Source organism: Streptomyces cinerochromogenes (genome assembly GCF_014648635.1).
GTDB classification, from domain to species: domain Bacteria; phylum Actinomycetota; class Actinomycetes; order Streptomycetales; family Streptomycetaceae; genus Streptomyces; species Streptomyces cinerochromogenes.
The window spans coordinates 1-17,515 of the sequence record NZ_BMRM01000010.1; the positions used below are offsets into that span (position 1 = coordinate 1).

Genomic DNA, 17,515 nt, shown 5'->3' on the forward strand with positions numbered 1-17,515 from the left:
GGAAGTGGCGCACATGGCCTCCGGAACCACCGCTCCCCCACCCCCCGCCAGCCTCCCCAGGATCGTCGCCGCCAGCCTCATCGGGACCACCATCGAGTGGTACGACTTCTTCCTCTACGGCTCGGCCGCCGCGCTGGTGTTCAACAAGCTGTTCTTCCCGGACTCGGACCCGCTCGTCGGCACGCTGCTGTCGTTCCTGACGTACGCGGTGGGGTTCGCGGCACGGCCGCTCGGGGCGCTCGTGTTCGGGCACTACGGTGACCGGCTGGGTCGGAAGAAGCTGCTGGTGCTGAGCCTGGTGCTGATGGGCGGGGCCACGTTCGCCATCGGGCTGCTGCCCACGCACGCCACGGTCGGGTCCGCCGCACCGGTGCTGCTCACCCTGCTGCGACTGGTGCAGGGCTTCGCGCTCGGCGGCGAGTGGGGCGGCGCCGTCCTGCTGGTGTCGGAGCACGGCGACGCACGACGGCGCGGCTTCTGGGCCTCCTGGCCTCAGACCGGCGCGCCGGCCGGGCAGTTGCTCGCGACCGGTGTGCTGTCGCTGCTCACCGCCGTCCTGTCCGACGACGCCTTCGGCACCTGGGGCTGGCGGATCCCGTTCCTGCTCTCCGGGGTGCTCGTCCTCGTCGGTCTGTGGATCCGCCTGTCCGTCGACGAGTCGCCCGTCTTCAAGGAGGCGCTGGAGCGGGCGGAGGCGCGGCAGTCCGACACGGAGGAGAAGCTGCCGCTCGTCTCGGTGCTGCGGTACCACTGGCGGGACGTGCTGGTGGCGATGGGCGCCCGGATGGCGGAGAACATCAGCTACTACGTCATCACCGCCTTCATCCTCGTCTACGCCACCACGTCGGCCGGCGTCTCCAAGCAGACCGCGCTCAACGCCGTCCTCATCGGCTCCGCCGTGCACTTCGCCGTCATCCCGGCCTGGGGCGCCCTGTCCGACCGGGTCGGGCGACGGCCCGTGTACCTGCTGGGCGCGGCCGGGGTCGGGCTGTGGATGTTCCCGTTCTTCGCGCTGGTCGACACCGGTTCGTTCGGGTACCTGATCCTGGCCGTCACCGTCGGGCTCGTGCTGCACGGCGCGATGTACGCGCCCCAGGCCGCGTTCTTCGCCGAGATGTTCGCGACCCGGATGCGGTACTCCGGCGCGTCCATCGGCGCCCAGTTCGCCTCGGTGGCGGCCGGTGCGCCCGCGCCGCTCATCGCCACCGCGCTGCTCTCGGACTACGACAGCTCCACCCCGATCGCGCTGTACGTGATCGCCGCCGCCGTGCTGACCCTGGTCGCGGTGGCCGTCTCGCGTGAGACCCGGCACCGGGACCTCGCGCAGGTCGACGGGGAGGACGAGGAGGCCTCCGGGGCGGCGCCGGCCGCCGAGGCCCGGACGGTCTGACCCGAAGCCGTCATCCCCCCGTCGGCACCACTCCCGTCGGCACCACCTCCGTCGGCATCGCTCCTGTCGGCACCACCCTCGTCGGCACCATCACCGCGCTGACCGCCCCCGCCCGGGGGGCGGTCAGTGCCGTCCCGGTGCGGCCAGCCGGTGCAGCCGCAGGGCGAGTTGGATCTCCAGGGCCCGCGCGGGCGTCTGCCAGTCCGCGCCGAGCAGGCGGCCCACGCGTTCCAGCCGCTGCGCCACCGTGTTCACATGGACGTGCAGCGCGTCCTTGGTGCGCGCCGGGCTCATCCCGCCCTCGAAGTAGGCGTCCAGGGTGCGTACCAGTTCCGTGCCGCGCCGCTCGTCGTACGACACCACCGGGCCGATGGTGCGCTCGACGAAGCCCGCGATGTCCCGTTCGCCCGCGAGGAGCAGGCCGAGGAAGCCGAAGTCCTCGGCCGCCGCGCCGTCCCCGGCCCGGCCCAGCAGGTGCAGCGCGTCCAGGCAGCGGCGGCCCTCGGCATAGGCGGCGGCCACCGCCTCGGGGTGCACGGCGAGGTCGGTGACGGGTGCCGAGGCGCCGACCGTGACCGGCTGGTGGACGGCGGTGCCCAGCTGGCGGGCGGTGCGGCGGGCCACCTCCGTGGCGGTGTCGCGGGCGGCCAGCGGCAGCAGCAGGACGGTGCCGCCGTCGCGCGCGGCGGCCAGACCGTGCCGGGTGGCCGCGAGGTGGGACGCGGCGGACCACAGCCGGCGGCGGGCCGCGGCCTCCTCCTCGGCGTCGGCCGCCGGGCCGTCGAGGCGGGCGGCGAGCACGACATGGGTGGCGTCCAGGTCCGCCCGGAGGCGGCCGGCACGTTCCCGCAGCAGGCGGGGGTCGCGGTCCCGGGTGTCGAGCAGGTCGTCCAGCAGCTCGCCGCGGACGCGTTGTTCGGCCTCGGCGGCGGAGCGGCGGGCGAGCAGCAGCAGGGAGGTGACCATCGCCGCGCGCTCCAGGGTGCGCTGGTCGACCGGGTCGAGGCCGGGATGGCCGCGCAGGACCAGCGCACCGAGGAGTTCCCCGCCGGCGGCCACCGCGGCGATCCAGTCGCTGCCGTGCCGTACGGCGTGTCCCTCGGCGCGGGACGCCTCCAGCGCCTCGGCCGGTGCAGCGGCGGCCTCGGTGAAGCCGACGGTTCCGTCGAGGACCTGGGAGACGGCTGCGGCCACGTCGTGCACCCCGCCGCCGCGCAGGACGAGTTCGGCGAGCCGGTCGTGGACCTCGGAGGCGCGTTCGATGACGGCGCTGCGGTCCCGGATGATCTCGTTGGCGCGCTCCAGGCCGGCCAGGGCGGCCCGGGTCTCGGTGAGCAGGTTGGCGGTGTCGATGGCCGCCGCGGCGAGCGCGGCGAAGGAGCCGAGCAGCGCGATCTGCTCGCGTTCGAAGACCCGCGCGCGCCGGTCTGCCGCGAAGAGCACGCCGATCACGTTCGGGCCGAGCATCAGGGGGACGCCGAGGATGGCGACCAGGCCCTCGTCGTGTACGCCGGCGTCGATGGCGCGGGTGTGCTGGAAGCGGCCGTCCTGGAAGTAGTCGTCGGTGACGTACGGCCGCGCGGTCTGGGCGACGAGGCCGCCGAGCCCCTCCCCCATGCCGAGACGCAGTTGCTGGAAGCGGGCGGAGACGGAGCCCTCGGTGACCCGCATGTAGGTGTCGCCGCGCACGGGGTCGTTGAGGCTGAGGTAGGCGACGTCGGTGCCGAGCAGGGAGCGGGCGCGCTGCACGATCGCCTGCAGGACGGCGTCGAGATCGCGGAGTCCGGCGAGGTCGTGCGCGGTCTCGAAGAGCGCCGACAGCTCCGCCTCGCGCCGCCTGCGGCCCTCCAGCTCCGCGCGCACGCGCAGGGCGCGCAGTCTGGCCTCTTCCAGCGCGGCGATCCGGCCGGCGGGCTCGCCCGCGGCTTGGGCGAGCAGGACGGGCTGCTCGTAGGCCTCCACGGAGGCGTCGCGGGCCAACAGGTCGAGGTACGGGGCCTCGGCGCTGCCGCTGGGTGCCGGCTGCAGATGATCGCGGGACATGGTCACAGGATTCCGTATCGGCCACCCGCCCCGGCAGGCCTGTGGACAACTCCCGGAGCCGGAGCGGGGAGGGCAGCCGAGGCCGGAAGGACAGCCGGAGCGGGGAACGAAGCCGCGGCGGGGAAGGCGGAAGGGGCGGCGAACGGAGCCGCGGCGGGGAAGACAGCCTTGGCGGGGAGGGCGGCCGGGGTGGCGCGCGGAGCCCCGGCAGGGAAGACGGCCACGGCGGCGAGCGAAGCCGCGGCGGGCGGGACAGCCGCGGCGGCAAGCGAAGGCGGGGCAGGGAGGGCGGCCGGGGCGGCCAGCGGAGCCGCGGCGGGGAGGGCGGCCGGAGCAGGGGCCGGAGCCGCGGCGAAAAGCCGGGCCGGCGTTTCCGGGCCGGTCAGTGGGCCGTCCACCCGCCGTCCAGGACGAGGGAGGTGCCGGTGACGAAGGAGGCCTGCGGGCTGCACAGGTAGGCCACGGCCTCGGCGACCTCCTCGGGTTCGATGAGCCGCCGCAGGGCGCTGTCCTTCAGCAGGACCTCGGACAGCACACGTTCCTCGGGGATGCCGTGTGCCTGCGCCTGGTCGGCGATCTGCTTCTCGACCAGTGGGGTGCGCACATAGGCCGGGTTCACACAGTTCGAGGTCACCCCGTGGGCGGCGCCTTCGAGTGCGGCCGTCTTGGACAGGCCTTCGAGACCGTGTTTGGCGGCCACATAGGCGGACTTGAAGGCCGAGGCGCGCAGACCATGGACGGAGGACACGTTCACGATCCGGCCCCAGCCTTGCGCGTACATGTGCGGGAGGGCGCCGCGGATGAGGCGGAACGGTGCCTCCAGCATCACGGTGAGCACCGTGTGGAACACCTCGGGCGGGAACTCCTCGATGGGCCGCACGAGTTGCAGTCCGGCGTTGTTGACCAGCACATCGGTGCCGACGGCGGCGCGTTCGGCGGCGTCCAGGTCGGTGAGGTCCACGACCAGCGGTACGACGGTGCCCGCGAGGCCGCCGGCCCGCTCCGCCTGCTGGGCCAGCTCGGCCAGGCCGGCCGTGTCCCGGTCGACGGCGCGCACCTCGGCCCCGGCGGCGGCCAGCCGCAGCGCGCAGGCGCGGCCGATGCCGCTTGCGGCGCCGGTGACGAGCGCGGTGCGGCCGTTGAGGTCGAGCGCGAGGGCCTGGGGTGGGGCGTCGGGACCGGGCAGGGGGGTGGGCGAGGTCATGTGCCGACCCTAAGCCGGGCCCGAGGGTCACCACATGTGGTGACCACCCATACTTCAGCCAGCAATCATAGGGTCAAACCATGTGGGTGCCTCCGACATGGCTTGCTTGATCCGGAAGACCGCGAACTCGTGCAGCTCGGGCAGCGCGTCCACCGCGAACCAGCCGACTTCGAGCGACTCGTCGTCGTTGACCCGGGCCTCGCCGCCCACGGCCCGGCAGCGGATGGTGATGTCCATGTACTGGCAGGTGTCGCCGTTGGGGTAGGTCACCGGCTCCAGTGCCTGGACCAGGACGACCCGCTCGGCGACGCAGTGCACCGCCGTCTCCTCGAAGACCTCCCGCACGGCGCACGCCGCGGGCTGCTCCCCCGGCTCCGGGATGCCGCCGATCACCGCCCACTTGCGCGTGTCGGTCCGTCTGCCGAGCAGCACCCTGCCCTCGTCGTCGAAGACGATCGCGGTGACTCCGGGGAGCCACAGCAGCTGACGGCCGGCGGAGGCCCTGAGCGTGCGGATGAATTCGGGAGTAGCCATGCGCCGACCCTAACGGGCCGGCGCCCCGCGCCCCGGTGGGTTCGGGGGTCGTACAGCGGTCGTACGGCTACGCGTCACCGGCGCGCCGGGCGCGCAGTCCGGAGCCGACCGCCCAGCCGATCCCGCCCGCGGCGGCCAGCACCAGGGCGATCTCGGGGAGGACGCCCAGTTCGGTGGCGGGGGTGGTGGACGTGCGCAGCGGCACCTTCTGGACGAGGTAGGCGGGCACGAACATGCCGGTCTTCCGGGTGATCCGCCCGTCCGGCATGATGACCGCGCTGACGCCGCTGGTCACCGGCACGGTCACGGTGCGGCTGTGCTCGACGGCGCGGACGCGGGACATGGCGAGCTGCTGGTAGGTCATCTCGCTGCGGTCGAAGGTGGCGTTGTTGCTCGGCACGGAGATCATCTCCGCCCCGTGCGTCACGGTGTCCCGCACGGCCCAGTCGAAGGCGGCCTCGTAGCAGGTGGCCAGGCCGACCTTGGCGCCGTCGATGTCGAACACACCCGGCCTGGTGCCCCGGCTGAAGTCCCGGTGGGCCATCTCGGTCCACTGCTTGTTGATCGCTCCGACCAGCGAGCGCAGCGGGAGGAACTCGCCGAAGGGCTGGATCTGCCGCTTGTCGTAGGTCTGCGTCGGCCCCTTGACCGGGTCCCACAGGATCTGCTCGTTGAGCAGCTTGCCGTCCTTCTCCACGACTCCGCCGACGGAGACGGGCACACCGATGTCCTTGGCCGCCTCCTCGATGACGGCGGCGGCGTCCGGGTACGCGAAGGGGTCGATGTCGGAGGAGTTCTCCGGCCACAGGACGTAGTCGGGCTTGGCGGCCCTGCCCGCCCTGACGTCGGCGGCGAGCTTGTGCGTCTCGCGCGCGTGGTAGTCGAGCACGGCCCGCCGCTGGGCGTTGAACTCCAGCCCGGAGCGCGGCACGTTGCCCTGGATGACCGCCACGGTGGCGGTGCCGTTCTCCGCCCGGTCGCTCACCAGCGCGCGGGCCGCGACCGCGCCGGCCACGGGTACGGCGACGCTCAGCAGCGCGGCGGCCGCGGCGGCCCGACGCACGGTCCGGGTCCGGCGCCGCTCCGCGAGCAGCCGCCCGGCCTCGTACAGGCCGAATCCGCACAGGACGACCGCGAAGCCGAGCACCGGGGTGCCGCCGACCGCGGCGAGCGGCAGGAAGACACCGTCCGCCTGGCCGAACGCGACCTTGCCCCAGGGGAAGCCGTCGAAGGGCACGCGCGCGCGGACCGCTTCGCCCGCGACCCACACGGCGGCGGCCCACACCGGCCAGGCGGGCAGCCTGGAGACGGCGGCGACGCCCACGCCGACCAGCGCGACGAAGACGGCCTCGATGGCGACCAGGGCCAGCCAGGGCCCGGGACCGACCTCCACACCGGTCCACACCAGCAGCGGCAGCAGGAAGCCCAGCCCGAAGAGGTAGCCGAGGCCGAGGGCGGCCTTCCAGCTCCGGTCGCGCAGCACCCAGGCGAAGCCGGCGAAGGCGGGCAGGGCCAGCCACCACAGGGTGCGCGGCGGGAAGCTGACGTAGAGCAGCACTCCGCAGAGCGCGGAGGCGGCGGCCGGGACCAGGCGCAGCAGCCGGCCGGCGCGCGCGCCGGGGGCGGGGCGCGGCTGGAGCTGGTCCGGCTGGTCCACGGAAGTTGCGGTGACGGTCACCCGGGTGAGTGTACGGCGGCCCGCGTCACCCCCGACAGCACGGCCCGGCGCCGGAACCGCGGCGGTCGCCGCTGGTGGGCGCCCCTTCCCGGGCGCCGTCGGCCGCCCGTCCCGCCGCGGCCCCCGCCTCGGACGGGGACGACGCCCCTGGGTGGAAAGGCCTCCGGTATGTGCCGGAATCGCGGTGTTCCTCCGCGCCTCGTCCCCAAACCGCTCATGAGCCGTTACGGTGTGCCCAGCTTCGGCGGCGCGGCCGGACCCGGCACGCGGTCGTGGGCTGCCGCAGGTCGGGGGACCGGGGTACGAGGGGCGACGGGTGGGGTCGACGGGGACGGGGTCCGCGACCGGTACATACGGTGCGGACGCCTACAGCACGCGAAGAAACGTTTCCGACGGGACGGGCATGATCCTGTTGGGGGCCTGCGCCGGGTGGTCGCTGATCACCGCGGCGGCCCACGGCGGACGGCCCGAGGGCATGCTGCTCGCGGTGCTCGCCGTGGCCGGCGGGTATGCCGCGGGCCGGGTCTCCGGCGCGCTGCTGCCGGTGGCGGCGCCCTGCGCCGGCGCGGCGGCGGGCCTCGCCCTGGCCGTGGCGCCGCCCGGCCTCTCCCCCGGCCCCTGGTACGCCGCCCCGCCCGGGCACGCGGGTGCCACGGCCGCGCTGCTGGCGCTGGCCACCGGGGCCGCGTGCTGTGCCGCCTGGGCGACGGCCGTACCGGCCCTCCGGCTCGGGCTGCGTGCGCTGGCCTGCGCCGTCGTGGCGGCCGGGGCCGTGCTGGGCTCGGTGGGCGGGTGCGCGGCCGGCCTGGTCGTCCTGCTGTGCTCACTCGCCGCGGGCGCGGTGCGCGGCCGGGCCGCGTGGCTGGCGGCTCCGGTCGCGGCGGCGGCCCTGCTGACGGCGACGGTCTGGGCGACCGCCGCCGATGCCCTGCCCGACGGCCTCACCCGGGCACTCGAGGGCCGGTTCACCGGACCCCGGCTACGGCTGTGGCGGGACGCCCTTGCGCTGGCGGGCCGGAACAGCGGCCTGGGGGTCGGCCCCGGCCGCTTCGGCGAGCTGAGCCCCGCGCCCCCGCCCCTGCCGGCCGAGGGCAGACCGCACTCCGCCCCGCTCCAGCAGGCGGCCGAGCAGGGCCTGGTCGGAGCGCTCCTGCTGCTCGCGGTGTTCTGCTGGGTCCTGTACGCCCTGTGGCGCAGCCCCCGCTCCACGCCGATCGCCCTCACCGCGGGCACCACCCTGACCACGCTGGCCGCCCTCGCCGCCGTGAGCAACGCCCTGAGCTTCACGGCCGTGACCGCGGGCGCGGCTCTCCTGGCCGGCTGGGCCACGGCCCGGCCGTGGGCGGGCGTGGCCTGGGAGCCGTGACAGGGGGTGTCATCGCACAACCGCGGCAGCGGGCGGAACCGTGACAGCGGACGTCACCGCGGGCCCGCCGACAGCAGGCGGTCGCCCCGGATCCACGAACAGCAGGAGTCACCGGAAAGTCGACAACAGCAGGAGTCACCGCAGAGCCGATGAACGGCACGCGTCAGGGGCCGCAGGACCACGCGACATCGCGTCACCGCGGATCCGTGATCAGCCGGCCTGTCCGTTCAGCCCGCCGTGCCGGGGCGGATCGTGCGCAGGCGGTCCCGGATGGCCCGCACCGCCGCCTCGGCGTTGTCCACCGTGATGGTGAACGTGTGACCGTCCCACAGGCGCAGCACGATGCCCTCGCCGCGGCGTACGACGACCGCGGTGCCCTTCTCGGGGCGCCAGCGGTAGCCCCAGCCGCCCCAGTGGCGGGGGGTGACGAGGGCGGTGAAGTCGGCGCCGGCCACGTGGGAGAGCGGGATGCGGCGGCGCGGCAGCCCGATGTGCCCGCAGCGCACCTCGACGCACTCCTTGTCGAGCTTGAGGTCGACGTGCACGAAGGCGAGCGTGCCGAAGAGGACCAGCAGGCCGGCCGCGATGCAGCCCACGACGGACATCACCAGCGGGGCGATGCCGGAGCTCCAGGCCGAGTCGACGGCCAGCTGGATCCCGAGCGCCATGCAGGCGGCGCCGGCCAGCGCCAGCAGCCACTGGACCCGGTTGGTGGCGCGTCCCGTCCAGACGTCCGGGTGCGGATTGTCGTCGGCGTCGGGGTGGTGCCTCATGATGATGAGGTTACTCAGGTTTCGCTGCGCCGGTAGCCGCTCGCGCAGGGTGACTCCTCCGGGCGGCCCAGACGGCGGTCCGGGCCGCGCCGGACGGGACCCCGCGCGGCCGGGGGTCAGCTGCGGTCGGCGAGCGGGCCGGTGGCCGGCAGCAGCCGTCCCTCGGCGTAGTGCAGCGCGGGCGCGGGCAGCGGTCCGGGCCGGCCGCTCAGCAGGACCGTGAGCGTGCCCTCGGCGGCGGCCTCGGGCGCGGGCAGCTCGCCGAGCCGGCGCAGGGCCTGGGCGGCCACCGCTCCGGCGGATCCGTGCAGCACCAGCGGGGCGGCACCGGGGCGCTGGAGGGCGGTGCGGATACGTTCCGCCACCAGCTCGTAGTGGGTGCAGCCCAGGACGACGGTCGTCACATCGTCGGGTGTCAGTTCGGCCGCCGCGGCGACGGCCGCGTCGATGGCCGCCTCGTCCGCGTGCTCGACGGCCTCGGCGAGCCCCCAGCACGGCACCTCGGCCACCCGCACGCCGTCGGCGAACTCCTCGATCAGGCCGCGCTGGTAGGCGCTGCCCGTCGTGGCGGGTGTGGCCCAGATGGCGACGGGTCCGCCGCCGGCCGCGGCCGGCTTGATCGCCGGGACCGTGCCGATGACCGGGATACCGGGCTCCAGGCGGGCGCGGAGCGCGGGCAGGGAGTTCACGGTGGCGGTGTTGCAGCCGATGATCAACGCGTCGGGCCGGTGGGCCGCGGCGGCCTCGGCGACGTCCAGCGCACGCCGGGTGACGTCCTCGGGGGTGCGCGGTCCCCAGGGCATGCCGTCGGGGTCCAGGGAGAGCACGAGGTCCGCGTCGGGCCGCAGGCGCCGTACCGCGGCGGTGGCCGCCAGCAGGCCGATTCCGGAGTCCATGAGCGCGATCTTCACCCGGCCACGATAGTCGATGCGGTCTCGTGGCCCGGCCGGGTGGGGCAGACTGCGGCCGTGAGCGCCTTCCTGTGGATCACCGTCGTGTCACTGGTCTCCTGGTGCTGGCTGCTGCTCGGCCAGGGCTTCTTCTGGCGTACGGACGTCCGGCTGCCCGGGCGCCGGGAGCCGGAGGAGTGGCCGTCGGTCTGTGTGGTCGTACCGGCCCGGGACGAGGCGGCCGTGCTGCCCGCGAGCCTGCCCTCGCTGCTGGCGCAGGACTATCCGGGGCGGGCGGAGGTCTTCCTGGTGGACGACGGGAGCACGGACGGCACCGGGGAGCTGGCCCGGGAGCTGTCCCGGCGGCACGGCGGGCTGCCGCTCACGGTGGGCTCTCCGGGGGAGCCGCCGGCGGGCTGGACGGGCAAGCTGTGGGCGGTGCGGTACGGCATCGGCCTGGCACGCGCGCGTGACCCCGAGTACCTGCTGCTGACCGACGCGGACATCGCGCACGCGCCGGACAGTCTGCGGGAGCTGGTGGCGGCGGCCCGCTCCGGGGGCTTCGACGTGGTGTCGCAGATGGCGCGGCTGCGGGTGGCGAGCCCGTGGGAGCGGCTGGTGGTCCCGGCGTTCGTGTACTTCTTCGCGCAGCTGTATCCCTTCCGGTGGATCGGACGGCCGGGTTCGCGCACGGCCGCGGCGGCGGGCGGCTGTGTCCTGCTGCGCGCGGAGACGGCCGAGAAGGCGCGCATCCCGGAGGCGATCCGGCACGCCGTCATCGACGACGTGGCGCTCGCGCGCGCGGTCAAGGGCGCGGGCGGCCGGGTCTGGCTCGGACTGGCCGACCGGGTGGACAGCGTCCGCCCCTATCCGCGGCTGGCCGACCTGTGGCGGATGGTCTCGCGCAGCGCCTACGCCCAGCTGCGGCACAACCCGCTGCTGCTGCTCGGTACGGTCGCCGGGCTGGCGCTGGTGTATCTGGTGCCGCCGGCCGCCGTGGCCGTGGGCGCGGCCGGCGGCGGTGCGGCGACCGCGCTCGCCGGTGCGGCGGCGTGGGCGGTGATGGCGGGAACGTACCTGCCGATGCTGCGCTACTACCGGCAGCCGCTCTGGCTCGCCCCGCTCCTGCCGTTCACCGCGTCGCTGTACCTGCTGATGACGGTCGACTCCGCCGTGCAGCACTACCGGGGTCGCGGGGCCGCGTGGAAGGGCCGCACCTACGCCCGCCCGGACGCCGTGCCCGACGAGGGCTGAGTGCGGTTCACTTGCGGCCGGGCGTCCAGTTCATGCCCCAGCCGTAGGCGCGGTCCATGGCGCGCTGCGGGCTCGTTCCGTGCTCGGGCACCAGGTACCGCGCCTCGCGCTGGACGAGGAGGTCGCCGCCGGTGTTGGTGATCAGGGCGAGCGCGCACACCGGGGAGGCGACGGTGCACTCGTCCAGCGAGAACTCGATGGGGGCGCCGTACTGCGGCTGGAGGGTGACGGTGGCGTGCAGGTCGGCGAAGGAGCGGGCGCCCTCGTAGATGGTGACGAAGACGAGGATGCGCCGGAAGTCCCGGGCGTGGTCGAGGTTGACGGTGAGGTTCTCGCCGGTCGTCACGGCTCCGGTGCGGTCGTCGCCGTCGAGGTGGATGTACGGCGGCCGGTGCAGTGAGCCGAAGGCGTTGCCGAGGGCCTGTACGACTCCCTTGCGGCCGTCGGCGAGTTCGTACAGCGCGCACAGGTCGAGGTCGACGTTGTCGCCGCCGCCGCTCCACCGGGCCCAGCCCGTGGACGGTCTGCGCATCTGCCAGTTGAGGTTCACCCGCATCGCGCCGGAGGTGCCGCCCTGCTTGGCCAGCGAGACGGACGGGGCCGCCTTGGTGAGGGTGACCTTGGACAGGCGCACCGGCTGGGCGGCGGGGGCGGGCGGGGCCGCGGGCGGGACGGCAGCGGAAGGGGACGGCGCGGGCGGGACGGCAGGCGGCGGGGGCGGCGGGGTGGCGGCCGACGGGGGCGGCGGGGCCGCGGCGGGGCGGGGTGGCGGGGTGGCCCGGGACGGGGCGGTGGGCGGTGCGGCGTGCTGCGGTTCGTCCACGGTGATGCCGAAGTCCGTCGCCAGGCCTTCGAGTCCGCTGCTGTAGCCCTGGCCGACGGCGCGGAACTTCCAGCCGGCCTCACGGCGGTACAGCTCGCCGAGCACGAAGGCCGTCTCCACGGTCGCGCCGGGGTCGTCGAAGCGGGCGACCACCCGGCCCGAGGCCGCGTCGGTCACCTCGATGTAGAGGTCCGGGACCTGGCCGAAGGTTCCGCCGTCCGCGGAGGCGGCCAGCACGATCCGGTCGACGGCGCCCTCCACGCGCGCGAGGTCGGCCAGCAGGGTGTCGGTGACGCGTCCGCCGGCCGACCGCTTGCCCTCGTGGCGTACCGCGCCGGAGGCGTGCGCGGGCTGGTTGTAGAAGACGAAGTCCCCGTCCGAGCGCACCTTTCCGGCGGCGAGCAGCAGCGCGGAGGCGTCGGCGTCCGGTACCCCGGGGCCGGAGCGCCAGCCCAGTTCGACGCGCAGCGCCGTCGTCGGCACCGGTGTGTTCGATCCCTTCGGCATTGACATGTCCGCCCCCATCGCGTGTCGGCTTCCGGGTACCGGTTCCGGGTGGCGCCTTCCGGTCCCTGCCGTCCCGGCCCGTGTCATCCCTACGCGCACAACCTATTCCCGGGGACGGCGCACGCCCATGAACGGCACAGGAAGATCGCCGGTCAACCGCCGGTAACCCAAGAGGAACTCGGCTTTTACACGATCCAAACGTTGATCGGCGTCCCTTTTTGCCAAGTTCGCTCGGATTGGGGATCCCAGGCACCTGCCGACACGGAAAACAACCCTCTTATCGGTCTCCCCAACCAGCACATCGTGGGCTTAACTTATGTGCCATGACCTCCCCCCGCTCCACCTATGGCGGCGGCTACTACTCCGCCTCCTTCCCGGACACCCCGATCTACGACTCGCTCGTGGCCGAGCGGGGCACCCCGCAGATCGCCCCGATCCGGGTCCCCGCCGCCTACGACACGGGCAGCAGCCTGCCCGCCCTGCCGTCGGCCCTCCCCGCCCTCCCGGCGGCCCCGGCCCAGCAGGCGGCCCCCGCCCCCGCCTACGGCTACCCGCAGACGCCGCAGCCCGCACCGCTGCAGCAGGCGCCGACGGCGTACATCCCGCAGCAGGCGAGCGCCCCTCGCGGCTACCCCGGTCCGCAGGCCCCGCAGCCGCAGCGGCCGATGCCCGGAGGCAACGGCTACGAGGCCATGCGCCCGGCAGCGCCGCGCCCCGCGCCGGCTCCCTACCAGGACCCGTACAACAACCAGCAGTACCGCGGCTACTGACGGCCGCCCCGTGCCGTCGGTGCCGCCTGGCACGATGGACGGCATGGGAAACGCCGAAGTGGAGTCGATCCACGTCCATCCGGTCAAGGCGTTTCGGGGCGTCTCGCCCCGGGAGGCCGTCGTGGAGCCCTGGGGCCTGACCGGGGACCGACGCTGGACGCTGGTCGACGACGGGGGAAAGGTCGTCACACAGCGCGAGGAGCCGCGCCTCGCCCTGGCCGCCGCCGAGCCTCTGCCCGGCGGCGGCGTTCGTCTGTCCGCGCCCGGTATGGCCCCGCTGACGGTCGAGGTACCGGAGCCGGCGCAGACCGTGCCGGCGAACGTGTTCGGCACCGAGGTGGAGGGGATCCCGGCCGCCGCGGCCGCGCACGCCTGGTGCGGCACCTACCTGGGGGCCGAGGTCCGCCTGGTGCACATGGACGATCCGGCCACCCGCCGCCCGGTCGACCCCGACTACGCGCTGCCCGGCGAGACGGTGAGCTTCGCCGACGGCTACCCCCTGCTGGTGACCACGCTCGGCTCGCTGGACGCCCTGAACTCCCTGATCGCCGAGGGCCCGCACGCCGCCGAGGGCCCGCTGCCGATGAACCGGTTCCGGCCGAACGTCGTCGTCGCCGGCACCGCGCCCTGGGCCGAGGACCACTGGACGCGGATCTCCATCGGCGAGGTGGTCTTCCGGGTCGCGAAGCCCAGCGGACGGTGTGTCGTGACCACCACCGACCAGACCACGGCCGTACGCGGCAAGGAACCGCTCCACACCCTGGCCCGCCACCGCCGGACGGGCGGAAGGCTGCTGTTCGGTCAGAACCTCGTCCCGCTCTCCCCCGGCACCATCGCAGTCGGCGACGCGGTACGCGTCCTGGGGTGAGAACCGGCCCGCGCAGCACTCCGGCGACGATCCGCCGGGCCGGGAACCGGGGAACACGTCCCGCTCGTTGAGGGAGCGTGAGAAATTCGTGAGAGGCCGTGTGCCCCGGGGTTTCTGACGAACCGGAAGGGGGTGGGGACATGCGAGCACTCGCCGGACTGTGGCGCTGGCGGCACAATCCGCTGCGCCGTGCGACGGATCTGGCCGAGGCCTGGGTGGCCCTCGTGGCCCTGCTGCTGATCGTCGTGGCCGCGCCCGTGACCGGCTGCCTGGTCGGCTCCGCCGCCCAGGACTCGCTCCAGCGGTCGGCACGGCAGCAGCAGCACGCCCGCCACCAGGTCACCGCCACCGTGGTACGGGGCCTGAGCGGGACCGTGCCGGAGACCGACCCGGACACCAGCTCCGCGCGCGAGGCCCGCAGCCGCGTCCTCGCGGACTGGACCGCGCCGGACGGCACCCGGCGGCACGGCCCGGTCCTCGCCGACCTCAGGACCCCGCACCCAGGGGACCGCTTCAGCCTCTGGACCGACCCGCACGGACGAATAACGACCCGCCCGCTGGACTCCGCCACGGCGACGACGCACGCCGTGCTCGCCGGGTTCGGCGCGGCCCTGCTGACGGCGGCCCTGCTCGAGACCGGCCGGCGCCTCACCGTCTGGCGCCTGGTCCGCAGGCGGTACGCGCGCTGGGACCAGGCCTGGGACCGGGCGGGCCCGGACTGGGGCAAGGCGGGCACCGGCAGCTGACGGCCTTGCGGCTCTGGTCAACCCGGCGTGCACGCACACGCTACGGTGGACCGGCCGAAGCGCTTTCGGCGACAACCCGCGGGTGCGTGAACCCCGGGGCGCACGCATTCACCGGGGCGCGAACGCGCTCACACCGCCGAGGCCGGCCACGGTCACGGCCGGACACCGGCGGCTGCGCCCCGACGGTCAGCGAGCCATCAGTACGACGAGGTGGGGGCACAGCAACGCCATGGCACAGGGCACGGTCCAGGTGACGCACACCGGTACGTCGCGGTGGCGGCGCCGCACGGGTGAGTACGCTTCGCTCGCCGCCGCCCTGGAGGCCGCCGCCGACGGCGACGTCCTCACCATCGCCCCGGGCACCTACCGGGAGAACCTCGTCGTCCAGCGGCCGGTGACACTCCGTGGGCCCGAGGGCTCGCCCGGTTCGGTGCGGATCGCCCCCGTGGACGGGGTGCCGCTGACCGTGCGGGCCTCGGCCGTCGTGCAGGACGTGCACGTGGAGGGGCAGGACGCGGCGGCGCCCGCGCTGCTGGTGGAAGAGGGCACGCCCGAGCTGATGGACGTGCGGATCGTCACCCGGTCCGCCGTCGGCATCGAGGTGCGCGGCGGCGCCCGGCCCACCGTGCGCCGGTGCACCGTGGACAACCCGGCCGGTATCGGCATCGCCGTACTCGACGGCGGCAGCGGGGTGTTCGAGGACTGCGAGGTCGTCGCCGCCGGGCAGGCGGGCGTGGCGGTCCGCGGCGGGGCCCATCCGCGGCTGGAGAGGTGCCGGGTGCACCACGCCTCCGGCACCGGAGTGACCGTCACCGGTGAGAACTCCTCGCTGGAGGCGGTGGGCTGCGAGATCTACGAGGTGCGCGGTTCCGGAGTGCAGGTCACCCAGCGGGCCACCGCGCAGCTCACCGACTGCGATGTGCACCGCACCACCGCCGACGGCATCACCCTGGACACCGACGCGGTGCTCACGCTCGCCGACTGCCGCCTCCACGACATCCCGGAGAACGCGGTCGACCTGCGCTCCCGCTCGGTGCTCACGCTGACCCGGACGACGGTCCGTCAGTTCGGGCGCAACGGCCTGTCGGTGTGGGACCCGGGGACCCGGGTGGACGCCCACCAGTGCGAGATCTTCGACAGCACCGGCGACTATCCCGCGGTGTGGGTGAGCGACGGGGCCACCGCCGTGCTCGACTCCTGCCGGGTGCACGACGTGCCGGACGCGCTGTTCGTGCTGGACCGCGGCTCGCGCGCGGACGTCGTGGACAGCGATCTGTCGCAGGTGCGCAACACGGCCGTGTCGGTGAGCGACGGTGCGACCGCGCAGCTGGACGACTGCCGGATCAGGGAGGCGGCCACCGGTGCGTGGTTCCGCGACCACGGCAGCGGCGGCACGCTCAGCAACTGCACCCTGGACGGCACCCAGACCGGGGTGATCGTCACCAAGGGCGCCGACCCCACCATCGAGCGCTGCACGGTGGACGCTCCCTCCGAGGCCGGTTTCTACGTCTCCGCGGGCGGCCGGGGCAGCTTCCTGAACTGCCGGGTCACCGGCAGCGGCGGCTACGGCTTCCATGTGATCGACGGCTGCCGTACGACGCTGCGCAGGTGCCGCACGGAGCGCTGTGCGCGCGGCGGGTACGAGTTCGCCGAGGGCGGACCGGACGCGGGCTCGGGGAGCGGGCCAGTCGTGGAGGACTGCACCAGCGACGAGAGCGGCGGCCTGCGGGCGCCCGCGGCCCGGGAGGCGGTCGTGCAGACGGCGACGCAGCCCGCCGGGCTGCTGGGCTCGTTCCCCGGGCAGCGGGCGGCGGAGCCGCAGCCGGTCGCCGCCGCGGAGCCGGAGCAGTCGCAGCGCACCTCGAAGGACGTGCTCGGCGAACTCGACGCGCTGGTGGGCCTGGAGAGCGTCAAGCGCGAGGTGCGGGCGCTGACCGACATGATCGAGGTGGGCCGGCGCCGGCAGCGGGCGGGGCTGAAGGCGGCCTCCGTCAAACGGCACCTGGTCTTCACCGGCTCCCCCGGCACCGGCAAGACGACGGTCGCCCGGCTCTACGGCGAGATCCTCGCCTCGCTGGACGTGCTGGAGAAGGGCCACCTGGTGGAGGTGTCCCGGGTCGACCTGGTCGGCGAGCACATCGGTTCCACGGCGATCCGCACTCAGGAGGCCTTCGAACGGGCGCGCGGCGGGGTGCTGTTCATCGACGAGGCCTACGCGCTCTCCCCGGAGGACGCCGGGCGCGACTTCGGCAAGGAGGCCATCGACACGCTGGTGAAGCTGATGGAGGACCACCGCGACGCGGTGGTGGTGATCGTCGCCGGGTACACCGCGGAGATGGAACGCTTCCTGTCCGTCAACCCGGGTGTGGCCTCCCGCTTCTCACGCACCATCACCTTCGGCGACTACGGCCCCGAGGAACTGCTGCGGATCGTGGAACAGCAGGCCGACGAGCACGAGTACCGGCTGGCGCCGGGGGCGTCCGAGGCGCTGCTGAAGTACTTCACCGCGATCCCGAAGGGCCCGGCGTTCGGCAACGGCCGTACCGCCCGGCAGACCTTCGAGGCGATGGTGGAGCGGCACGCGAGCCGCGTCGCCCAGCTGCCCGACCCGACCACCGACGACCTGACCCTGCTGTACGCGGAGGATCTGCCGGAGCTGCCCTGACCGT

The 17,515-nt window shown here is 74.4% G+C and carries 14 protein-coding genes; 7 read left to right on the top strand and 7 right to left on the bottom strand.

All coding sequences use genetic code 11. The annotated features are described in order from the left end of the window. Window positions 1-13: 13 nt before the first annotated feature. Window positions 14-1,390, top strand: coding sequence for an MFS transporter (locus IEZ20_RS20020; protein ID WP_189300600.1), 1,377 nt, complete (start codon window positions 14-16; stop codon window positions 1,388-1,390). A gap of 123 nt (window positions 1,391-1,513) precedes the next feature. Here the strand turns inward: IEZ20_RS20020 and IEZ20_RS20025 are convergent, their stop codons facing one another. The 4 genes from IEZ20_RS20025 to lnt all read right to left on the bottom strand — a co-directional run bounded on the left by IEZ20_RS20025 (window position 1,514) and on the right by lnt (window position 6,849). Then, window positions 1,514-3,433, bottom strand: a complete 1,920-nt coding sequence (locus IEZ20_RS20025; RefSeq protein WP_189300602.1) for a helix-turn-helix domain-containing protein — start codon at window positions 3,431-3,433, stop codon at window positions 1,514-1,516. A gap of 382 nt (window positions 3,434-3,815) precedes the next feature. Next, window positions 3,816-4,637: a 3-hydroxybutyrate dehydrogenase gene (locus IEZ20_RS20030; protein ID WP_189300605.1), complete on the bottom strand. Its 822-nt coding sequence runs from the start codon at window positions 4,635-4,637 to the stop codon at window positions 3,816-3,818. Between the two features lie 54 nt (window positions 4,638-4,691). Continuing rightward, window positions 4,692-5,171 (bottom strand): NUDIX hydrolase, encoded by a 480-nt coding sequence (locus IEZ20_RS20035; protein ID WP_189300607.1) that lies wholly within the window; start codon window positions 5,169-5,171, stop codon window positions 4,692-4,694. A gap of 67 nt (window positions 5,172-5,238) precedes the next feature. Continuing rightward, window positions 5,239-6,849 (bottom strand): apolipoprotein N-acyltransferase, encoded by a 1,611-nt coding sequence (gene lnt, locus IEZ20_RS20040; RefSeq protein ID WP_189300609.1) that lies wholly within the window; start codon window positions 6,847-6,849, stop codon window positions 5,239-5,241. 403 nt (window positions 6,850-7,252) lie between these two features. On the opposite strand from lnt, the gene IEZ20_RS20045 reads away from it, so the two are divergent. Beyond that, the gene (locus IEZ20_RS20045; RefSeq protein WP_189300611.1) at window positions 7,253-8,215 is read left to right on the top strand and encodes an O-antigen ligase family protein; all 963 of its coding nucleotides are present in this window, start codon (window positions 7,253-7,255) and stop codon (window positions 8,213-8,215) included. Window positions 8,216-8,442: 227 nt separating this feature from the next. On the opposite strand, the gene IEZ20_RS20050 is transcribed toward IEZ20_RS20045, so the two are convergent. After that, complete coding sequence (locus tag IEZ20_RS20050; protein ID WP_189300613.1) at window positions 8,443-8,988, bottom strand: hypothetical protein; 546 nt, start codon at window positions 8,986-8,988, stop codon at window positions 8,443-8,445. 116 nt (window positions 8,989-9,104) lie between these two features. Further along, window positions 9,105-9,899 (bottom strand): glutamate racemase, encoded by a 795-nt coding sequence (locus tag IEZ20_RS20055; protein ID WP_373303950.1) that lies wholly within the window; start codon window positions 9,897-9,899, stop codon window positions 9,105-9,107. A gap of 39 nt (window positions 9,900-9,938) precedes the next feature. Here IEZ20_RS20055 and IEZ20_RS20060 point away from each other — a divergent pair, with 39 nt between their 5' ends. Further along, the gene (locus IEZ20_RS20060) at window positions 9,939-11,132 is read left to right on the top strand and encodes a glycosyltransferase (RefSeq protein ID WP_373303951.1); all 1,194 of its coding nucleotides are present in this window, start codon (window positions 9,939-9,941) and stop codon (window positions 11,130-11,132) included. Between the two features lie 7 nt (window positions 11,133-11,139). On the opposite strand, the gene IEZ20_RS20065 is transcribed toward IEZ20_RS20060, so the two are convergent. Beyond that, window positions 11,140-12,462 carry a TerD family protein gene (locus IEZ20_RS20065; RefSeq protein WP_189300617.1) on the bottom strand — a complete coding sequence of 441 codons (1,323 nt, stop codon included), beginning with the start codon at window positions 12,460-12,462 and terminating at the stop codon, window positions 11,140-11,142. 323 nt (window positions 12,463-12,785) lie between these two features. Between IEZ20_RS20065 and IEZ20_RS20070 the strand changes: the two genes are divergently transcribed. The 4 genes from IEZ20_RS20070 (at window position 12,786) to IEZ20_RS20085 (ending at window position 17,511) form a co-directional block, all read left to right on the top strand. Continuing rightward, complete coding sequence (locus tag IEZ20_RS20070) at window positions 12,786-13,232, top strand: DUF6643 family protein (RefSeq protein ID WP_189300619.1); 447 nt, start codon at window positions 12,786-12,788, stop codon at window positions 13,230-13,232. Between the two features lie 43 nt (window positions 13,233-13,275). Beyond that, window positions 13,276-14,100, top strand: a complete 825-nt coding sequence (locus IEZ20_RS20075) for an MOSC domain-containing protein (protein WP_189300621.1) — start codon at window positions 13,276-13,278, stop codon at window positions 14,098-14,100. A 140-nt stretch (window positions 14,101-14,240) separates the two neighbouring features. Then, on the top strand, window positions 14,241-14,846 hold the full coding sequence (locus tag IEZ20_RS20080; protein WP_189300623.1) for an Rv1733c family protein: 606 nt from the start codon (window positions 14,241-14,243) through the stop codon (window positions 14,844-14,846). Between the two features lie 229 nt (window positions 14,847-15,075). Continuing rightward, window positions 15,076-17,511, top strand: a complete 2,436-nt coding sequence (locus IEZ20_RS20085) for a right-handed parallel beta-helix repeat-containing protein (RefSeq protein ID WP_189300625.1) — start codon at window positions 15,076-15,078, stop codon at window positions 17,509-17,511. The last annotated feature ends 4 nt before the right edge of the window (window positions 17,512-17,515 follow it).